At 71.2% G+C, this 16,969-nt stretch carries 20 protein-coding genes and 1 pseudogene; 12 read left to right on the forward strand and 9 right to left on the reverse strand.

The annotated features are described in order from the left end of the window. From ACVMLK_RS15130 to thiL, 6 genes are all read left to right on the forward strand, one after another. Positions 1 to 282: dihydrofolate reductase family protein (locus ACVMLK_RS15130; protein WP_457486845.1), on the forward strand; the 282-nt coding region annotated here is incomplete at its 5' end. Further along, positions 283 to 900 (forward strand): riboflavin synthase, encoded by a 618-nt coding sequence (locus ACVMLK_RS15135; RefSeq protein ID WP_457486846.1) that lies wholly within the window; start codon positions 283 to 285, stop codon positions 898 to 900. After that, positions 897 to 2,024: a 3,4-dihydroxy-2-butanone-4-phosphate synthase gene (ribB, locus tag ACVMLK_RS15140; RefSeq protein ID WP_457486847.1), complete on the forward strand. Its 1,128-nt coding sequence runs from the start codon at positions 897 to 899 to the stop codon at positions 2,022 to 2,024. Before ACVMLK_RS15135 ends, ribB begins: the two co-directional genes overlap by 4 nt. Then, a complete protein-coding gene (ribH, locus tag ACVMLK_RS15145) occupies positions 2,021 to 2,500 on the forward strand; it encodes a 6,7-dimethyl-8-ribityllumazine synthase (protein WP_457486848.1) in 480 nt (159 codons plus the stop codon). Before ribB ends, ribH begins: the two co-directional genes overlap by 4 nt. After that, a complete protein-coding gene (gene nusB / locus ACVMLK_RS15150) occupies positions 2,497 to 3,009 on the forward strand; it encodes a transcription antitermination factor NusB (RefSeq protein WP_198364659.1) in 513 nt (170 codons plus the stop codon). The genes ribH and nusB overlap by 4 nt, the downstream gene beginning before the upstream one ends. Positions 3,010 to 3,082: 73 nt before the next feature. Continuing rightward, positions 3,083 to 4,051, forward strand: coding sequence for a thiamine-phosphate kinase (gene thiL, locus ACVMLK_RS15155; protein ID WP_422924501.1), 969 nt, complete (start codon positions 3,083 to 3,085; stop codon positions 4,049 to 4,051). A gap of 99 nt (positions 4,052 to 4,150) precedes the next feature. Here thiL and ACVMLK_RS15160 read toward each other — a convergent pair. Together ACVMLK_RS15160 and ACVMLK_RS15165 are read right to left on the reverse strand one after the other, a co-directional pair. Continuing rightward, positions 4,151 to 5,338 (reverse strand): annotated as a pseudogene (locus ACVMLK_RS15160) (MFS transporter); the annotation flags it as partial. A gap of 76 nt (positions 5,339 to 5,414) precedes the next feature. Beyond that, positions 5,415 to 5,939, reverse strand: a complete 525-nt coding sequence (locus tag ACVMLK_RS15165; protein WP_198364662.1) for an outer membrane protein assembly factor BamE — start codon at positions 5,937 to 5,939, stop codon at positions 5,415 to 5,417. Positions 5,940 to 6,103: 164 nt separating this feature from the next. On the opposite strand from ACVMLK_RS15165, the gene ACVMLK_RS15170 reads away from it, so the two are divergent. Continuing rightward, positions 6,104 to 6,670 carry a ubiquinol-cytochrome C chaperone family protein gene (locus ACVMLK_RS15170; RefSeq protein ID WP_198364663.1) on the forward strand — a complete coding sequence of 189 codons (567 nt, stop codon included), beginning with the start codon at positions 6,104 to 6,106 and terminating at the stop codon, positions 6,668 to 6,670. Continuing rightward, the gene (locus tag ACVMLK_RS15175; protein ID WP_457486849.1) at positions 6,667 to 7,179 is read left to right on the forward strand and encodes a YceD family protein; all 513 of its coding nucleotides are present in this window, start codon (positions 6,667 to 6,669) and stop codon (positions 7,177 to 7,179) included. Before ACVMLK_RS15170 ends, ACVMLK_RS15175 begins: the two co-directional genes overlap by 4 nt. Before the next feature lie 198 nt (positions 7,180 to 7,377). On the opposite strand, the gene ACVMLK_RS15180 is transcribed toward ACVMLK_RS15175, so the two are convergent. Next, positions 7,378 to 8,232, reverse strand: a complete 855-nt coding sequence (locus tag ACVMLK_RS15180) for a transglutaminase-like domain-containing protein (protein WP_457486850.1) — start codon at positions 8,230 to 8,232, stop codon at positions 7,378 to 7,380. A 198-nt stretch (positions 8,233 to 8,430) separates the two neighbouring features. On the opposite strand from ACVMLK_RS15180, the gene ACVMLK_RS15185 reads away from it, so the two are divergent. The 3 genes from ACVMLK_RS15185 (at position 8,431) to ACVMLK_RS15195 (ending at position 11,868) form a co-directional block, all read left to right on the forward strand. Then, a complete protein-coding gene (locus ACVMLK_RS15185) occupies positions 8,431 to 8,661 on the forward strand; it encodes a hypothetical protein (RefSeq protein WP_457486851.1) in 231 nt (76 codons plus the stop codon). A gap of 84 nt (positions 8,662 to 8,745) precedes the next feature. Next, entirely contained in the window at positions 8,746 to 10,566 is a 1,821-nt protein-coding gene (ftsH, locus tag ACVMLK_RS15190; protein ID WP_422924491.1) for an ATP-dependent zinc metalloprotease FtsH, read from the forward strand. Between the two features lie 207 nt (positions 10,567 to 10,773). Further along, on the forward strand, positions 10,774 to 11,868 hold the full coding sequence (locus ACVMLK_RS15195) for a hypothetical protein (protein WP_457486852.1): 1,095 nt from the start codon (positions 10,774 to 10,776) through the stop codon (positions 11,866 to 11,868). Between the two features lie 50 nt (positions 11,869 to 11,918). Here ACVMLK_RS15195 and ACVMLK_RS15200 read toward each other — a convergent pair whose 3' ends face one another. The 4 genes from ACVMLK_RS15200 to ACVMLK_RS15215 form a co-directional block, all read right to left on the reverse strand. Then, a complete protein-coding gene (locus tag ACVMLK_RS15200; protein WP_457486853.1) occupies positions 11,919 to 12,446 on the reverse strand; it encodes a hypothetical protein in 528 nt (175 codons plus the stop codon). A gap of 443 nt (positions 12,447 to 12,889) precedes the next feature. Continuing rightward, complete coding sequence (gene gltA / locus ACVMLK_RS15205) at positions 12,890 to 14,197, reverse strand: citrate synthase (RefSeq protein ID WP_198364670.1); 1,308 nt, start codon at positions 14,195 to 14,197, stop codon at positions 12,890 to 12,892. Between the two features lie 188 nt (positions 14,198 to 14,385). Then, entirely contained in the window at positions 14,386 to 14,520 is a 135-nt protein-coding gene (locus ACVMLK_RS15210) for a hypothetical protein (RefSeq protein WP_457486854.1), read from the reverse strand. Continuing rightward, on the reverse strand, positions 14,517 to 14,789 hold the full coding sequence (locus tag ACVMLK_RS15215) for a rod-binding protein (RefSeq protein WP_457486855.1): 273 nt from the start codon (positions 14,787 to 14,789) through the stop codon (positions 14,517 to 14,519). The genes ACVMLK_RS15210 and ACVMLK_RS15215 overlap by 4 nt, the downstream gene beginning before the upstream one ends. A 173-nt stretch (positions 14,790 to 14,962) precedes the next feature. On the opposite strand from ACVMLK_RS15215, the gene ACVMLK_RS15220 reads away from it, so the two are divergent. Then, complete coding sequence (locus ACVMLK_RS15220) at positions 14,963 to 15,418, forward strand: hypothetical protein (RefSeq protein WP_457486856.1); 456 nt, start codon at positions 14,963 to 14,965, stop codon at positions 15,416 to 15,418. A 72-nt stretch (positions 15,419 to 15,490) separates the two neighbouring features. On the opposite strand, the gene ACVMLK_RS15225 is transcribed toward ACVMLK_RS15220, so the two are convergent. Next, positions 15,491 to 16,309, reverse strand: a complete 819-nt coding sequence (locus ACVMLK_RS15225; protein ID WP_457486857.1) for a bactofilin family protein — start codon at positions 16,307 to 16,309, stop codon at positions 15,491 to 15,493. A 53-nt stretch (positions 16,310 to 16,362) separates the two neighbouring features. Then, positions 16,363 to 16,969: hypothetical protein (locus tag ACVMLK_RS15230; protein ID WP_457486858.1), on the reverse strand; the 607-nt coding region annotated here is incomplete at its 5' end.

Consider the following 16,969-nt stretch of genomic DNA (forward strand, 5'->3'; position numbering starts at 1 on the left):
GGGCTCGACGCCGCGGCCCTGCTGCGCGCCCTGGCGGCGCAGGGGCTGACCCGCGTGCTGTCCGAGGGCGGCGCCGGCCTCGCCGCCGCCCTGCTGCGCGCCGGGCTGGTGGACCGGCTGGCCTGGTTCCACGCCCCCGCCATCCTGGGCGGCGACGGCCGCCCGGCCGCGGAGGCGTTGCCATTGGCGCGGCTGGCCGAGATGCCCAGATACCGCCGCATCGCCCTGGAGGAGCTGGGGCCGGATCTGTTGAGCGAGTTCACCAGCGCGGGAGCGGCCTGAATGTTCACCGGCATCATCACCGCCGTCGGCACCGTCGCGGGCCTGGAGCCGATCGGCGCCGGGCAGGACATGCGCCTCCTGATCGAGACGCCGGGGGGCTGGCTGGAGGGGGCGGCGATCGGCGCCTCGATCGCCTGCTCGGGCTGCTGCCTGACCGTTGTGGCGCTGGCGGCCGACCGTTTCACCGTCGAGGTCTCGGGCGAGACCCTGTCGCGGACCACGCTCGAAAGCTGGGCCGAGGGCAGCCGGATCAACCTGGAGCGGGCGCTGCGCATGGGCGACGAGATGGGCGGCCACGTCGTCTCCGGCCATGTCGATGGCGTGGCCGAGATGCTCTCCGTCACGCCGGAGAACGGCTCGCTGCGATGCCTGTTCCAGTTGCCGCCGGAGCTGGCCCGCTTCGTCGCGCCCAAGGGCAGCGTGACCGTGGAGGGCGTCTCCCTCACCGTCAACGAGGTCGAGGGCGCGCGCTTCGGCGTCAACCTGATCCCGCACACCGCCGCCGTCACCACGCTGGGCGACCGCCGGCCGGGAGATGCGGTGAATATCGAGATCGACATGCTGGCCCGCTACGTGGCGCGGCTCAGGCAGTTCAATGTGGCGGAGTTCGAGGCATGACCGTCCTGACCAACCGGACCTCCTACGCGGAGTTTCTCAGCCCGACCGAGGAGCTGCTGGAGGAGGCCCGGCGCGGCCGCATGTTCATCCTGGTCGATGACGAGGATCGCGAGAACGAGGGCGACCTCGTCATCCCCGCCCAGTTCGCCACGCCGGACGCGATCAACTTCATGGCCCGCCACGCGCGCGGCCTGATCTGTCTCGCCATGACCAAGGCACGGGTCGAGCAGCTCGGCCTGCCGCTGATGGCGCAGAGCAACGGCACGCGGCACCAGACCGCCTTCACCGTCTCGATCGAGGCGCGGGAGGGGGTCACCACCGGCATCTCCGCCGCCGACCGCGCCCGCACCGTCGCCGTCGCCATCAACCCGGAATCGCGGCAGGAGGATATCGTCACGCCGGGGCACGTCTTCCCGCTGGTCGCGCGCGAGGGCGGCACGCTGGTGCGCGCCGGCCATACCGAGGCGGCGGTGGACTTCGCCCGCATGGCCGGGCTCAACCCCTCGGGCGTGATCTGCGAGATCATGAACGAGGACGGCACCATGGCCCGGCTGCCGGACCTGGTCAGCTTCGCCCAGCATCACGGCCTCAAGCTCGGCACCATCGCCGACCTGATCGCGCATCGCCGCCGCACCGAGCGGCTGGTGACGCGGATCGAGGAGGGCGTGCTGCCGGACGCCTCCGGCCGGGGCGAGTGGCGTCTGCACGTCTATGCGAACAAGCTCGAATACGGCGAGCATATCGCGCTGGTGAAGGGCGATGTCGCGCGCGGCGGCCCGGTTCTGGTGCGCATGCATGCCGTCAACGTGCTGTCCGACCTGCTCGGCACCGCCGGTCCGCATGACCTGCAACGCTCCATGGCCGAGATCGCCGCCGCCGGACGGGGCGTCGTGGTGATGATCCGCGACGTCAAGCCGACGGCGATCTCGGAGCGCGTCCGCGCCGGGCGCGACCGCACCGCGCCGCCGGAGCTGCGCGACTATGGCATCGGCGCGCAGATCCTGGCCGATCTCGGCGTCCGCGAGATGATCCTGCTCTCCAACCATCCGCGGCCCATCGTCGGTCTCGAAGGCTATGGCCTGACCGTGGCCGAGACCCGCCGCATCGAGGACAGCGCCCCATGAGCACCGTCGACGCGCCGGAGCGCGCCACCCCCGTCATTCCCGGCCCGGCGCCGCGGATCCTGCTGATCCAGGCGCCCTATTACGCCGGCGTCTGCGCCGGCATGCGGCGCGGCGCCGAGCGGGTGCTGGCCGAGGCCGCCGCCTCGCTGCAGGTGGTCGATGTGGCCGGCGCCTTCGAACTGCCCGCCGCGCTGCGCATGGCCATCCGCCAGGGCGGCTGGGACGGCTATCTGCTGCATGGCTGCGTGGTGAAGGGCGAGACCGACCACTATCAGTTCATCTGCGAGGCCGTGTGCCAGGGCGTGATGGACATCGGCGGCGAGACCGGGGTGCCGCTCGGCTTCGGCCTCCTGACGGTCGAGACCCTGGCCCAGGCCGAGGCGCGCAGCGCCGATGACCGGCACAACAAGGGCGCCGAGGCGGCGCAGGCCCTGCTGGGCCAGATCGCCCTGGCGCGGAAGTGGAACACGCGATGACGGCCTCCCCCCCTACGGCCCGCCCCGCCGGCCGGCGCCCCGCCACCCAGGGGCGCCCGCGCACCGGCTCGCGCGTCGCCGCCATCCAGGCCCTGTTCCAAAGCGAGCAGAGCGGCGAATCGGCCGAGACGGTGCTGGACCAGTTCATCCGCCACCGCATCGGCCCCGATGCGGGAGGCTTCGAGGATGGCCGCGTGCCGCTGGCCGACGTGCCGCTCTTCGCCCAGCTGGTGCGCGGCGTGGCCCGCCAGGGCGAGACGCTGGACGGCATCGTCGCGGGGCACCTGGCGGGCGAATGGACGGTGGCGCGGCTCGATCCCGTGCTGCGCGCCCTGCTGCGCGCCGCCGCCTTCGAGCTCTCCTCCGGCGCCGAGCCGCCGGCGCGCGTGGTGATCAACGAGTACATGGACATCGCGCACGGCTTCTTCAGCGGCGAGGAGCCGCGCTTCGCCAATGGCGTGCTCGATGCCATGGCGCGGCACCTGCGCGCCGGCGAGTTCCAGCGCTGAGACGGCGGGCGGGGTCGCCGGCCCCGCCCGCACGGGTCTTTCCCCGGAGGGGCGGCGGGGCGAGAATGGCCGCATGACCCTGCCGCCCGAATTCTCCCTCATCGCCCGGCATTTCCGGCCGCTGGCCGGGCCGGGGGCGCTCGACCTCCTCGACGATGCCGCCGTGCTGGCGCCGCCGCCCGGGCGCGAGCTGGTGCTGGCGGCCGATGCCATGGTCGAGGGCGTGCACTACCTGCCCGACGATCCGCCCGCGACGCTGGGGCGCAAGCTGCTGCGCACCAACCTCTCCGACCTCGCCGCCATGGGCGCGGCGCCGCTCGGCTACCTGATGACCCTGGCGCTGCCGAAGGCGCTGCCGGAGGGCTGGCTGGCCGGCTTCTGCGCCGGGCTGGCGGAGGATCAGGAGACCTTTGCCCTCTCGCTGCTCGGCGGCGATACGGTCTCCATCCCCGGCCCGGCCTGCCTCTCGCTGACCATCCTGGGCCATGTGGCGCCAGGGCGCGCCCTGCGCCGGACGGGCGCGGCCCCGGGGCAGGAGATCTGGGTCTCGGGCAGCATCGGCGACGGGACGCTGGGGCTCGGCGTGCTGCGCGGGGAGTTCCCCGCCGATCCCGGCGGCGTCCTCGCCGGACGCTACAGGCTGCCGCGGCCGCGCCTGGCGCTTGGCCGGTCCCTGGCCGGCCTGGCCAGCGCGGCGATGGATGTCTCGGACGGGCTGGTGCAGGATCTCGGCCATCTCTGCCGGGCGGCGGGCTGCGGCGCGACGATCGAGGCGGCCGCCGTGCCGCTGTCGCCGGAGGCCTCGGCGCTGCTGGCGGCGGAGGCCGTGCTCCTGCCGCGCCTGCTGACCGGGGGCGACGACTACGAGCTGCTGTTCGCCGCGCCGGCCGGGGCGGCGCCGGCCATCCTGGCGGCGGCGGCCGCCGCCGGCACGGCCGTCACGCGCATCGGCCGCTTCCAGGCGGGGGAGGCCAGGGTGGTCGTGCGGGGCGCGGATGGCGGCGTCCTGCCGCTCGGGCAGGGCGGCTGGAGCCACTTCTGAGCGGCCAGCCTCCCTGGAGCCGCGCCGGCCGCCGCAGGCGGGGCGGCGGGCCGGCGCCTCGCGGGCCAGCCAGAGCGTCGCGGCGGCCAGCAGCAGGGGCGGGATCGAGACCCAGCAGACCATGGCCCAGCCGTACCGGTTGAGCAGGCCGCCCGAGGCCAGCGAACCCACCACCATCACGCCGAACACCAGGAAATCGTTCAGGCTCTGGACCTTGGCCCGTTCCTCCGGGCGGTGGCTGTCGACCACCATGGTGGAGGCGCCGACGAAGCCGAAGTTCCAGCCGAGGCCAAGCAGGATCAGGCTGATCCAGAAATGGCCGACGGAGAGCCCGCTCAGCCCGGCCACCGCCGCCAGGGCGGAGAGGAACAGGCCGGCCAGCACCACGCGCGGGGCGCCGAAGCGGGCGATCAGGCCACCGGTGAAGAAGGCCGGCCCATACATGGCGATGACATGCCATTGCAGGCCGAGATTGGCATCCCCCTGCGTCAGGCCGCACAGCCGCATGGCCAGCGGCGCCGAGGTCATCAGGAAGTTCATGATCAGGTAGGAGACGGCGCCGGCGGCGACGGCGGCGATGAAGCGCGGCTGCCGCGCGATCTCGGCGAGCGGCCGGCCGCGCGCGGCGCCCGACATCCGCGGCGAGGGCACGCGCACGCTCATCAGCACCAGGGCGCAGAGCACGGCGAGCCCCGCCTGCGCGAGATAGGTGACGGCGAAGAGGTAGGGCGGCCAGAGGTCCATGGTGTGGGTGACGAGCTGCGGGCCCAGCACGCCGGCGAAGACCCCGCCCGCCATGACCAGGGAGATGGCGCGGGCGCGGCGCTGCGGCGGCGCGCAATCAGCCGCGGCGAAACGCAGGCTCATGGCGACCGAGGCATAGGCGCCGCCGAAGAAGGTGGCGCCGCAGAACAGCCAGAAGGAGCCGATCAGCACCGCATGGGCCGAGAGCAGGCCGACCAGCACGCCGCAGGCGGCGCCGAAGAGGAAGCTGGCCCGCCGGCCATAGCGGCTCGCCAGCGCCCCCGAAGGGATGGTGCCGCTGGCCATGCCCAGCACGAAGAGGGTGATGGGCAGGGTGGCGAGGCTCTTGTCCGGCGCCAGCGTGTTCCCCATCACCGCGCCGGTGGCGAAGATGATCGTGGCGTTCGCCCCCGCCAGGGCCTGGGCTATGGCGAGGCGGGTGACGTTCCTCCGCTCTCCCGGCATGGTGGCCGGTGAGGCGTGTTCTTCTGGTTCTGACATGTCACCAGAAGACAGAAAGCCGCCTTTTCCGACAAGTTGCATCCCGCGCAGTGCTGGACTGCGGCGCGGGCATCGCACCCGCGGCCCGGCCAGCGGCGGGCCGCCGGGCGATGGTGGATCAGCGGCCCGGGCCGGTGCCGGGGCCCTGCTCGGCGCCCAGGTTGCCCGCGCCGACGCGGCCGATATTGCCGAAGAGCGATTGCAGCAGCGTGCGTTCCGTGCCGGGCACCGGCGTGGTGCGCTCCACCATGCCGACATCGCGCATGTCGTCCTCGCCCATCTGCCGGATGGTGCGGATGACGCCCTGCTCGTTGAAGTCGATGGCGACCACCCGTTCCCGCTCGCGCCCGTCATGGCTGGCCGGGCGCATCCGCGTGACCGAGCTGATGTAGTACCAGCTGTTGCGGTCGAAGGTGCCGGTGGCGCTCGGCGAGCCCAGCAGCGCCTGGACATCCGCCTGGGTCTGCACGCCCGGCTGAAGCTGCGCCAGCAGGTCCGGGTCGGCGCGGTTGCCGCGCATCACGGGTGCCGCCTGGAAGAAGGAACAGCCGGCCAGGGTCAGGCTGAGCGCCAGGGCGAGGCCGGGCAGGCGGCGCGGGGCGCGGCTGGGCGTCTTGCTGCGGAAGGTGTCGCTGCTGCTCACGGGTGTCCCGATTCCTGTCGGCCAGAAGGTGCGCCCGTCTTCCGGGCGGGCGGCGCCGCATTGACCGGCGCTGGGTTGCGGTCCATCTGCACGGTCGATTGCCACCGCCCCGCACCGGGGTCAACCGGCCTGCCGCCCGGCGGGGCCGAGGAGACGCCACGACCATGGCCCTGTTCGGCCTGTTCCGCCGCAAGCCTCATGAGCGGCAGGGCTTCGAGCTCTATGGCGCCGCCGTGCGCGCGGCGCGGCATCCGGTCTTCTTCGAGGCGCTGGGCGTGCCGGACACTCTCGACGGACGCTTCGACCTGATCGGCCTCCAGACGGCCCTGCTGATCCGCCGCCTGCACCGGGACAGCGACCCCCGCGGCGCGGCCCTGGCGCAGGCCGTGTTCGATGCCATGTTCGCCGACATGGATTTCAACCTGCGGGAAATGGGCGTGGGCGACATGTCCATCGCGCGACGGGTGAAGAATATGTGGGAAGCCTTCCATGGCCGTGCGCAGGCCTATGAGGCGCCGCTCGCCGCCGGCGACGCCGCGGCCCTGGCCGAGGCGCTGGCCCGCAATGTCTGGCGGGGCGCGGTGCCGGCCACGGCGCCGGGACCGGCACGGCTGGCCGCGCTCGCGCTCGAGACGGATGCCCTCCTCGCCGGCCAGGCCATGGAAACCCTGTTGAAGGGGGAGGCGCGCTTTCCTGATCCCGGACACCGGTTGGAGGACCCCCTGGCATGAGCGACGAGAACAGGCTGGAATTTCCCCGCTCCCTGCCCTGGGCGGCGGTGGGCCCGGAGGGACGGCACCGGCGACTGGAGGCCACCCCCGCGGAATGCGCCGCCCTGGCGCTGCGCTTCGGCATTCCCGCCATCGAGTCCCTGGTCGCAGAGCTCGACCTGAGCAATGAGCCTGGCGGCACCGTGCGGGCGCGCGGCACCCTCGAGGCGCGGGTGGTGCAGACCTGCGTCATCACGCTCGAGCCCTTCGGGGAGCTGGTGCGGGATGAGGTGGACCTCCGTTTCCTCCCCGCCGGGCGGGAGCCCGCGGATGACGCGGAGGGGCCGGACGAGATCCCCACCGAGCATGGCGTCATGGAACTGGGCGAGGCGCTCGCGGAGCAGCTTTCCCTGGCCCTCGACCCCTATCCGCGCGCACCCGGCGCCAGCCTGCCGGAGGTCGGCGACGACGTGGTGGAGGAACCCCGGAGGCGCAATCCCTTCGCGGTTCTGAAGGGCGGCAAGGCGTAGCGGGGCGGTCCGGGCGGCGGCAAGGGAAGGCGAGCCTGGTTCAGAGAAACCAGGCCCAGGCCATCAGCCCGACCGACGTGCCGAAAAGCAGCATGGCCGCCGCATATCCCGCGATTTCGCTCATGCGCGGGGGAGTAGACCAGCCGGTCCCGACCGTCATCAAAACAGGGCGTGAAGTCGGGCGCCCCGGGCGCGTCCTCAGAGGGAGGCGAGGCTGATCGCGGCGATGGTCGAGGGTGCGTCGTCGGATCGGTCGAGGGCGCTGATCCAGACCTTGGGGCTGCCGCAGTCCACCGACCCATAGGGCGAGCAGAAGGCGACCTCCGCGGCGTCCCGCCCGATGCCGATGCGCACCAGCCCGTCCGGCGCCGCCATGCGGGTGGCGTCGAAGAGATACCAGGCGCCGCCCTCCGGCCCTTCCAGCCAGGCCTCCATCACGGCATGGAAATCCGGCGGCGACAGCCGCCAGGCATAGGCGCTGACGAAGCGCGCCGGAATGCCGAGGGCGCGGCAGAACGCCATGGAGAGATGCGAGAAGTCCCGGCAGACCCCCTGGCGCTGCAGCAGCGTGTCGCGGGCCGAGGTGTGCTCGTCGCTGCTGCCGGGCACGTAGTCGAGCCGGTCGCGGACCCAGTTGCAGATCGCCGTCACCCGCTGATGACCGGGCGGCAGGGCGCCGAACTCCTTCCGGGCGAAGGGTTCGAGCAGGTCCGATTCGACGTAGCGGCTCGGATAGAGGTGGGTCAGCACCTCGAGGGGCAGGCGAGCGGCCGGCATCTCGCCCACCGCCGCTGGGTCGACGCTCTCGGGCGCCAGCTCCACCACCGCCTCGTAGCGGAGGGTCAGGGGGCCGCGCGGGGCCTGAACCCGCAGATAGCGGTTGCCGCTCTCGGGCATCAGGAAGCGGTCCTGCGGCGCCTCGGCCGAGAGCGTCAGCCGCTCCTCCACCACCGCCTGGCGGGCGGTGCGCTGCGCCTCAACATTGAACACCAGCGGCGCGCCTTCCGCCTCCTGGACCTCGTAGCCCAACTCGCATCCCAACCTGTAGCGCATGATGATGTCCCGGCGCCTGTGATCGGCCCCGTTTGGCCGGTGCCGGCGCGAACCTTTCGCGGAGGACTAACCGTTCCGCGACCGGTTGGTTGCTGCGATGCATCATGGAAAGCCCTGGGGGCCCGGCGGCCCGGGTCTTAACCATGACGAAACCTGCCGCGTCCTAGGCTGGGCCCAGCAGAAAGCGGACCTTTCCCGATGACGCCAAAATGGCTGCACACCCTCACCATGTTCTGCGCCGCCGGCGCCATGCTGGCCGGCATCGCCCTGATGGACTGGCCGGGGATCGGCCGCCTGGCCGGCGTCCTGCACCTGGAGGAACCCTTGCCGGGGTTCCTGAACACCTCCCGTCTCGCCACGGAGTGCGGGCACCCCGCCTGCCTCGGCCTCACGGCGCAGGGCGGCGTGGCCCGGCTGGGCGGCTCCTGACCGGCCGGGAGCTATCGCGCCCGCGCCGGACGCGGCATCCTCGCGCCGGAGCCGCGGCAGGCGGCGGAACGGCAAGGTGACAGGATGAAGCCTCAGGCCCGGTTCAATATCAGCTACTGGCTGGCCGCCCTGCTGGGCATCGCCATCATCCAGTACGTGATCGCCGCCCAGCAGGCGGTGGCGCCGATTCCCTACAGCCAGTTCGAGCAGTTGCTGCGCGACGGCAAGGTGGCGCAGATCGGCATCTCGGACCGCTTCATCCAGGGCCGGCTGAAGGAACCGCTGGAGGGCGGGCAGACACGGTTCACCACGACCCGAGTCGACCCGGATTTCGCGCAGGAGCTGCAGCGTTACAATGTCGAGTTCACCGGGCAGGTGGAGAGCACCTTCCTGCGCGACCTGCTCTCCTGGATCATCCCCATGGCGCTGTTCATCGGCGTCTGGATGTTCCTGTTGCGCCGCATGGGCCGCGGCATGGGCGGGCTGATGCAGGTCGGCCGCAGCAAGGCCAAGGTCTATGTCGAGACCGACACCCGCGTCCGATTCGAGGATGTGGCGGGGGTGGACGAGGCGAAGGACGAGCTGCGCGAGATCGTCGACTTCCTGCGCAATCCCCAGGAATACGGGCGCCTGGGCGGGCGGATGCCCAAGGGCGTGCTGCTGGTCGGGCCGCCCGGCACCGGCAAGACCCTGCTCGCCAAGGCCGTGGCGGGAGAGGCGAGGGTGCCCTTCTTCTCGATCTCGGGCTCCGAGTTCGTCGAGATGTTCGTGGGCGTCGGCGCCGCCCGGGTGCGCGATCTCTTCACCCAGGCCCGGGAGAAGGCGCCGGCCATCATCTTCATCGACGAGCTGGACGCCATGGGCCGTGCCCGCGGCGTCGGCGGCTTCGGCGGCGGCAATGACGAGAAGGAGCAGACGCTGAACCAGCTCCTGGTGGAACTGGACGGCTTCGATTCCTCGACCGGCCTGGTTCTGCTCGGCGCGACCAACCGGCCGGAGATCCTGGACCCGGCCCTGCTGCGCGCCGGGCGCTTCGACCGGCAGGTGCTGGTGGACCGTCCGGACAAGAAGGGGCGGATCGACATCCTGGCGGTGCATCTTCGCAAGGTGCAACTGGCGCCGGATGTGAGGCCGGAGGAGATCGCCGCGCTGACACCCGGTTTCACCGGGGCCGACCTCGCCAATCTGGTCAACGAGGCGGCGCTGCTGGCGACGCGCAGGCAGGCCGAGGCGGTCGCCATGCAGGACTTCAACAACGCCGTCGAGCGCATCATCGCCGGCCTCGAGAAGCGCAACCGCCTGCTGAACCCGCGCGAGCGGGAGATCGTCGCCTATCACGAGATGGGCCATGCCCTGGTCGCCATGGCGGTGCCGGGCTCCGACCCGGTGCACAAGGTCTCGATCATCCCGCGCGGCGTCGGCGCCCTCGGCTACACCATCCAGCGCCCGACCGAGGACCGCTTCCTGATGACGCGCGAGGAACTGGAAGGGAAGATGGCGGTGCTGCTCGGTGGCCGGGCGGCGGAGTGGATCGTCTTCGGGCACCTCTCCACCGGCGCGGCCGACGACCTGGCGCGCGTGACCGACATCGCCCGCTCGATGGTGACGCGCTACGGCATGACGGATCGCATCGGCCATGTCTCGCTGGAGAAGGACAGCCGCTCCTACCTCGCCCCCACCCTGCCCGGCATGGGCGGGACCGAGCGGAACTACTCGGACGAGACGGCGGCGGCGGTCGATGAGGAGGTGCGCGGCATCGTGCAGCAGGCCTTCGAGAAGACCCTCGCCCTGCTGGGCGAGCGCCGGGAGGTGCTCGAGCGCAGCGCGCGCCAGCTGCTGGAGAAGGAGACGCTGGACGAGGCCGACCTCCGCCGCGTCGCCGGCCCCTCGTCGCCGCCGGGGTGAGGACTGGATGCGGCGGAAGATTGCTCACTATTCAGCAAGCGGGAACCCGCGGCGGCCATTTGAAGCGGAAAATCGAGTATTTATCGGAATGATTAATTATTAAGAATTAATCCAAATTATGATCCCGAGCCTCATGGCGGCGGCTATAACCTTCTAGCGGAGGTGGTGCGGTCCTTCGTCAGCACCAGCAAAAGCCGGGAAAATGCAATGTCGCCAGTCGTGGACGTCTCCGAGGACAGGATCTCTCCGGACGAATGGGATGACTTCGCCATGGCGTGCGGAGCATCGTTCCGTTGCGCCTGGCATGCCCTGTGGGCCTGGCAGCTGGATCATCATCGCCTCTTCCGCCTGCGCCGGCTGGAGATCCTGCTCGTCGAGGACGGGCGGCGGACCAAGATCGCGCAATGCGCGGTGGGGATCGGCCGGCGGCGGCGCGTCTTCGCCGATTCCCTGCAGCTCCTGCCCGGCCATGCCCACCGCTGGAGCGAGGTCATGCAGGCGGTCCTGCGGCATCTCGGCCCTGGTGCATACCATTACGGCTCGCAGTGGAATCTGGAGGCTCCGCGCGATCCGTTGCTGCAGGCGCTGCCCGGCGTCGTCATCACGCAGGTGGAGCCCATCACCCTCGATGTGGTCGACTTCCGCCAGTGGCCGCATTGGGACGGCTATCTGCGCGAGGTCAGCAGCAATGCCAAGCGCAACGCCAAGCGGGCCCGCGAGACACATCCCGGGCTGGCGGTGAGCCTGCGGCATGGCCTGGCGTCGCTGGCCGACTGGGGCGCGCTGAACGGCCTGCGGGCGCAGCTCTCCAGCCGCAAGGCTCTGGGCCTCACGCTCCGGCGCACCCTGCCGCGCTTCCTGCTGCGCCTCGCGGCCCTTGGTCCGCGCAACTTCATCGCCATCGCCCGCGCGGGGGAGAACGGATTGGCCGGCTTCTCCGGCATCGACTTCGGCGCCAACACCTATTTCCTGGAAGCCGGTTCCGGCGCGGTCAATCAGGGGGCGTCCTGGTACCTGATGCTGGGCATGCTGGAGCGCGCCTGGCGCCGTTCGCCCCAGGGCGCCTTCATCATGGGCGCCCAGTACGAGCGGCAGGTCCGCGACGAAGGACTGGCTTTCTCCCGCCGCCAATGCCGGGTGCAACGCCTGCCGACGAGCGAGATCCTGTTCGAGTATGACGGCAGCACGAGGCTCCCGGCCCCGGTCCCGGCCCGTCCCGCCGAATCCCTGCGCGAGGTGGTGGAGGAACTGGCCCTGGCCGCCCGGATCGGGCTGGAGGGTAGCAACAACCTCCCCGCCTGAACCGGGGCCGGCGCCTCCCCGGCGGCAGGGCCGGGGGCGCTGGCCGCCGTTCACGGCAGCCGCATGAAGTTGGCCGCGCCGGAGGCCCGGGCGATCAGCGCCTGCATGGCGGGATTGCTGGCGCCATCGGCATCCGTCAGCGCATCCATCGGGCAGAAGTACTCGTGCGCCTGTGGCATCTGCGTGCGCGCGAAACCGTCATACTGCCGCGTCTTCAGGCCATAGAGCACCCGCACATCGCGCACCGGCAGCACCAGCGGTTCCTCGGGCGCCTGGCGCAACAGCTTGATGCGGCGCCAGCGCGGCAGCGGATCGTCCGCCTGCAAAGGCGCGGTCAGCCAGGCCACCGGGCAGACGGCCAGCAGGGACGTGGTGGACGGCGCGAAGCGCGAGCGCTTGTCCAGCAGATTCTGCAAGGTGGAGCAGGCCTCGATGCAAAGGATGTCGACATAGGCATCCGCCGGATCGGGGCTGAAGTGCAGCCACAACCCATCCGGCACCGTGCGAAGGCGATTGGAGCCGGGCAGGCGCAGGAAGGGATGCGTCACCGTGTCAGGCTCGCCGGGACGGGCCCGCATCCAGATGCCCTTTTGCTTCAGCGAATCCAAAGCTCCTGGCGGCTTCTGGGGCCAGCCGCGCAGGCGTCGGCGCACAAGGTCATCCAGCGAGCGATGCTGGAGATCCGCCCTCATCATATCGCCCATTTCAGTAGTTCCACCCGAGATTTTCAACCTACAGGCGTATATCAGCCAATCGCGGTATTGTGATCAAGGTAAATTCATCAAAAATAAAGAGATCCCGGGAGAAAAGGTCTCAGGGAGTTCCGCCTCCAGAGGCTGGCGGCAGACCCAGTACTTCAATGATACTTCCCGTGGCGCGCGGCGGGACAATGGTTTGCCACAAGTTCTTGATATTCTACTTCATGTTGTCCTGCGGCACGAAAAAGCCCGCCACGGCGCTGCCGGGCGGGCTCATTCTGGTCATGGGCGAAGGCGGGCGGCGGGATGCCGCATCCACGGGTTCAGCCGCGCTGTTCGACCGACACGACGTCGCGCTGCGCGGGGCCGGTGTAGATCTGCCGCGGCCGGCCGATGCGCTGCGCCGGATCCTCGATCATCTCCTTCCACTGGCTCACCCAGCCCACGGTGCGCGCCACCGCGAAGAGGACGGTGAACATGTGGGTGGGGATGCCCATCGCCTTCAGGATGATGCCCGAATAGAAATCGACGTTCGGATAGAGCTTGCGGGAGACGAAATAGTCGTCTTCCAGCGCGATCTTCTCCAGCGCCATGGCGAGATCCAGCAGCGGCTCGTCCTTGATGCCAAGCTCGGCCAGGACCTCATGGCAGGTTGCCTGCATGATCTTCGCGCGCGGGTCGAAGTTCTTGTACACGCGATGGCCGAAGCCCATCAGCTTCACGCCGGAATTCTTGTCCTTCACCTTCTCGATGAAGTCCGGGATGTTCTCGACGCTGCCGATCTCGCCCAGCATCTTGAGCACCGCCTCGTTGGCGCCGCCATGCGCGGGGCCCCAGAGCGCGGCGATGCCGGCGGCGACGCAGGCGAAGGGATTGGCGCCGGTCGAGCCCGCCAGCCGGACGGTGGAGGTGGAGGCGTTCTGCTCGTGATCGGCGTGCAGGACCAGGATGCGGTCCATCGCGCGGCTGAGGATCGGGTTCGGCTTCCATTCCTCGGCCGGCACGGCGTTCAGCATGTAGAGGAAGTTCTCCGCGTAGGAGAGATCGTTCCTCGGATACATGAAGGGCTGGCCGATCGAGTACTTGTAGGCCCAGGCGGCGATGGTCGGCACCTTGGCGATCAGGCGGAAGGCGCTGATCTCGCGCTGCGCCGGATCGTTGATGTCCAGGCTGTCGTGGTAGAAGGCGGAGAGGGCGCCGACCACGCCACAGAGGATCGCCATCGGGTGGGCGTCGCGGCGGAAGCCGTCGAAGAAGCGCCGCAGCTGCTCGTGCACCATGGTGTGCAGCGTCACGCCACGGTCGAAGTCCTTCAGCTGCTGCGCCGTCGGCAGCTCGCCGTTCAGCAGCAGGTAGGAGACCTCGAGGAAGTTCGACTTCTCGGCGAGCTGCTCGATGGGGTAGCCGCGATACAGCAGCACGCCCTCGTCGCCGTCGATGTAGGTGATCTTGCTCTCGCAGGCGGCGGTTCCGCCATAGCCCGGGTCGAAGGTGAAGACGCCCAGTTCACTGTAGAGCTTGCGGATATCGAAAACGTCCGGGCCGATCGAGCCCTGGATCAGCGGCAGGGTGGCGGACTTGTTGGATCCGTCCAGCGCGACGGTGACGGACCCTTTGGCCGTGCTGCTCATGGCGTCTTCCTCATATCGGGGGGCGCGCCGGACCGGCCGGCGGCGTCGATGGTGCGTTGCGACATTAGGCGTCGTGGTGCCGGATTGTCCATCCGGCCGGGGGCCTTGTCGCGGGTATCGCAGGCCCTCGCCGGGCGGGAGGCGGCCCTCCGCCGGCGAAGGGCCGCCGGGCCGCCCGAGGGCCGTCGTCAGGGCCGCTCGCGCCAGGCCCTGGGCGCGCCGGGCAGGTGGGACCAGAGGCCGAGCCGCGCCTGCCGCGCCGCCGACGCCTCGCGCTCCAGCACGGCGCGGAGCTGCGCGGCCGCCTCCTGCAGCGGGGTCATCGCGCCGCACCCGGCGGCGGCGCCTGGCGCGCGGCGATGGCGCGCTCGATCACCGGCGTCAGCCCCAGGCCCCCCTGCGAGACCAGGGCACCGCCGAGCGCCTCATCCATGAAGCTGTCGAAGGCCTGCGCGCCGGTGCCGCGGCCGGACAGGCCGGATTTCTGCGGCGGCCGGGCGGCGCGCAGCATCTCGGCCGCGAAGCCGCTTTCCAGTTGCCGGGCCAGGCGCCGGGCGGTGGCCGGCGGGGTGGCGTTGATCGAGGCATCCATGCGGTCTTCTCCGGGGATGACGGTTCTGCTGCGCGAGGGCGACACGTTAGCCGGCCATCAGCAAATTTTCGCATAACATGGCGGGAGACCCCGCCCTCCAGAACGGATGGCTCCCGATCTCCAGAAGGAGCGACCCCTCCGCGCGCGGCGCGGAGCAGGAAGGATGGCGCGCCGTGGACGAGGACGAAGCAGGGCCGGTGGATCCAGAGCCGGTGACGGCCGGACCCAAGCGGCGCAATCAGCAGCGCCGGCGCGCGCTGCCGGTGGAGCGGCGCGGCGAGTTCGACCGCCGGCTGCTGGCCGGGGAGGAGGTGGCCAGCCTGGCCCGTGCCTTCGGCATCGAGCCCTGGTATGCGCAGCGCCGGGCGCAGCGGGTGCTGGGCCGGGTCAGCCGGGGCCAGGAGGTCTCGCCCTTCCTCTCGCCGATGGAGATGGATGAGGAGATGACCCCGCTGCAATATGCCTGCTGCGTGCTGGGCGGCCGGGTGCGGCCGCTGCGCAACGGCTACTACGTGCTGGACGGCTTCCAGGCCGGCCCGCGCGAGGTGGCGCGGGCGGCCAACCGGCTGCTGCGCGAGCGCGGCCTGGCGGAGATCCCCTATCCGGGGCTGACGCCGCTCTACCGCTGAGGTCGGCGGGCGGAGCTCCGGGGCCGGGCGCATGGCGGCCGCGCCACCCTCCGGCCGCTCACCGCCCCCCTCTCACTGCGCCGGCTTGTCGAGCAGCAGCCGCTCCGGCACGGCGCGCAGATCGGCCTCCAGCGCCATCAGCCCGCCGACACCCTCCTCGGCCAGCAGGGCGGCGCCGGCGGCGGCGACCTTCGAGGCCTCGGCCAGGTCCTGCAGCGCCGCCTCGGCCTCGGCCACCAGGGCCGCGGTCTCGATGGCGCTGGCCAGCGGCACCGCCTCGCCCTCCAGGGCCGGCTCCGGCCGGCCGTCCACGGCCTCGGCCGCCGGCGACGGATCAGACGGATCGGCCGCGGCCACCACGGCCTCGGCTTCGATTCTGGCTTCGGTTTCGGTTTCGGCTGGGGCCGGCTCGGGATCGCGCTGGCGATGCAGGCCGCGCACGCGGGCGCCCCGCTCGATGCCGATCTCCTCATAGGACAGCTCGGCCTCCAGCAAGGCCGTGCGCACCACCTCGATCTCGCGCGCCTCCACCGTGCCGCGCAACGTGCCGCTGACGCGCAGCCGCTCCGTCTCGATGCGGCCCTCGACCAGGCCGCCGGCCTCGAGCAGCACGACGGGGGCGGTGAGATCGCCGCGCACCACGCCCTCGACGCGGATCACGCCGCGGCTGCGCAGCCGGCCCTCGAGCTCGCTGTCGGCGGCGATCAGCATCATGCCGGTGCCGGGCAGCTGCGCCGGGGCGAGGAAGCGGCTGCGATCGACCCGCGGCTCCAGCCGGTCGGTGCCGCGGGCGGCGGGCTCGCCGGCGAAGGTCTCCTCGCCGGCGGAGAGATCGAAGCGCTCATAGGTGATGCGCGGCTCGCCGCCGCTGGACCTGCCGAAGATGCTCATTGTGGTTCCCGTTCTAGGAAGGGCGGCATGACGCCGGGGCGTCTCCCTCCTCCTTAGGATTTTCGCACAACGAAAGCAAGATTTTTCGCAAAATCCGCCGAGCCTTGGCCGAGCAGGGGCAGGATCTCATCCGGATGCAGCCCGCCGCGCAGCGCCTCGACCAGGCCGGTCAGCTGCATCGCCGGCCAATCCAGTCCCCGGGACTCCAGTCCTCGATATTCCAGTCCTCGATATTCCAGCCCGGGGCATTCCAGGCAGCGCGCCAGCTCGGCCAGCACGGGCCGCAGCAGGGCCGGCTCCGCGGGCAGGCCCGACAGCAGGGGTGCCGTGGCCGCGCCCTCCGCCGGCCGGTCCGCCGCCGCCAGGAGGATCCGCCCCCCGCCCGGCAGACGCAGCAGGCCGGTCTGAGGATCGAGATCGCCCAGGCGGCAGGCCAGCAGGTCGGCGGCGGCGGCGCCCGTGGTCAGCACCAGCCCCACCAGCAGGCCCAGATCGCGCCCCTCGCGCTGCGCCCAGGCGATGGCGCGGCCGCAATCGACCGGCGAAAGCAGGCCGAGACCGTCCGGCGCCAGGCCGAGCAGCGGGCTGTCGAGGCCGGGGAGGTGGAAGTCGCAGAACTGCGCCAGGGCCGCGCCCAGCGCCGCCTGCTCGGCCAGCATC

The sequence above is a fragment of the Teichococcus aerofrigidensis genome (assembly GCF_054073225.1).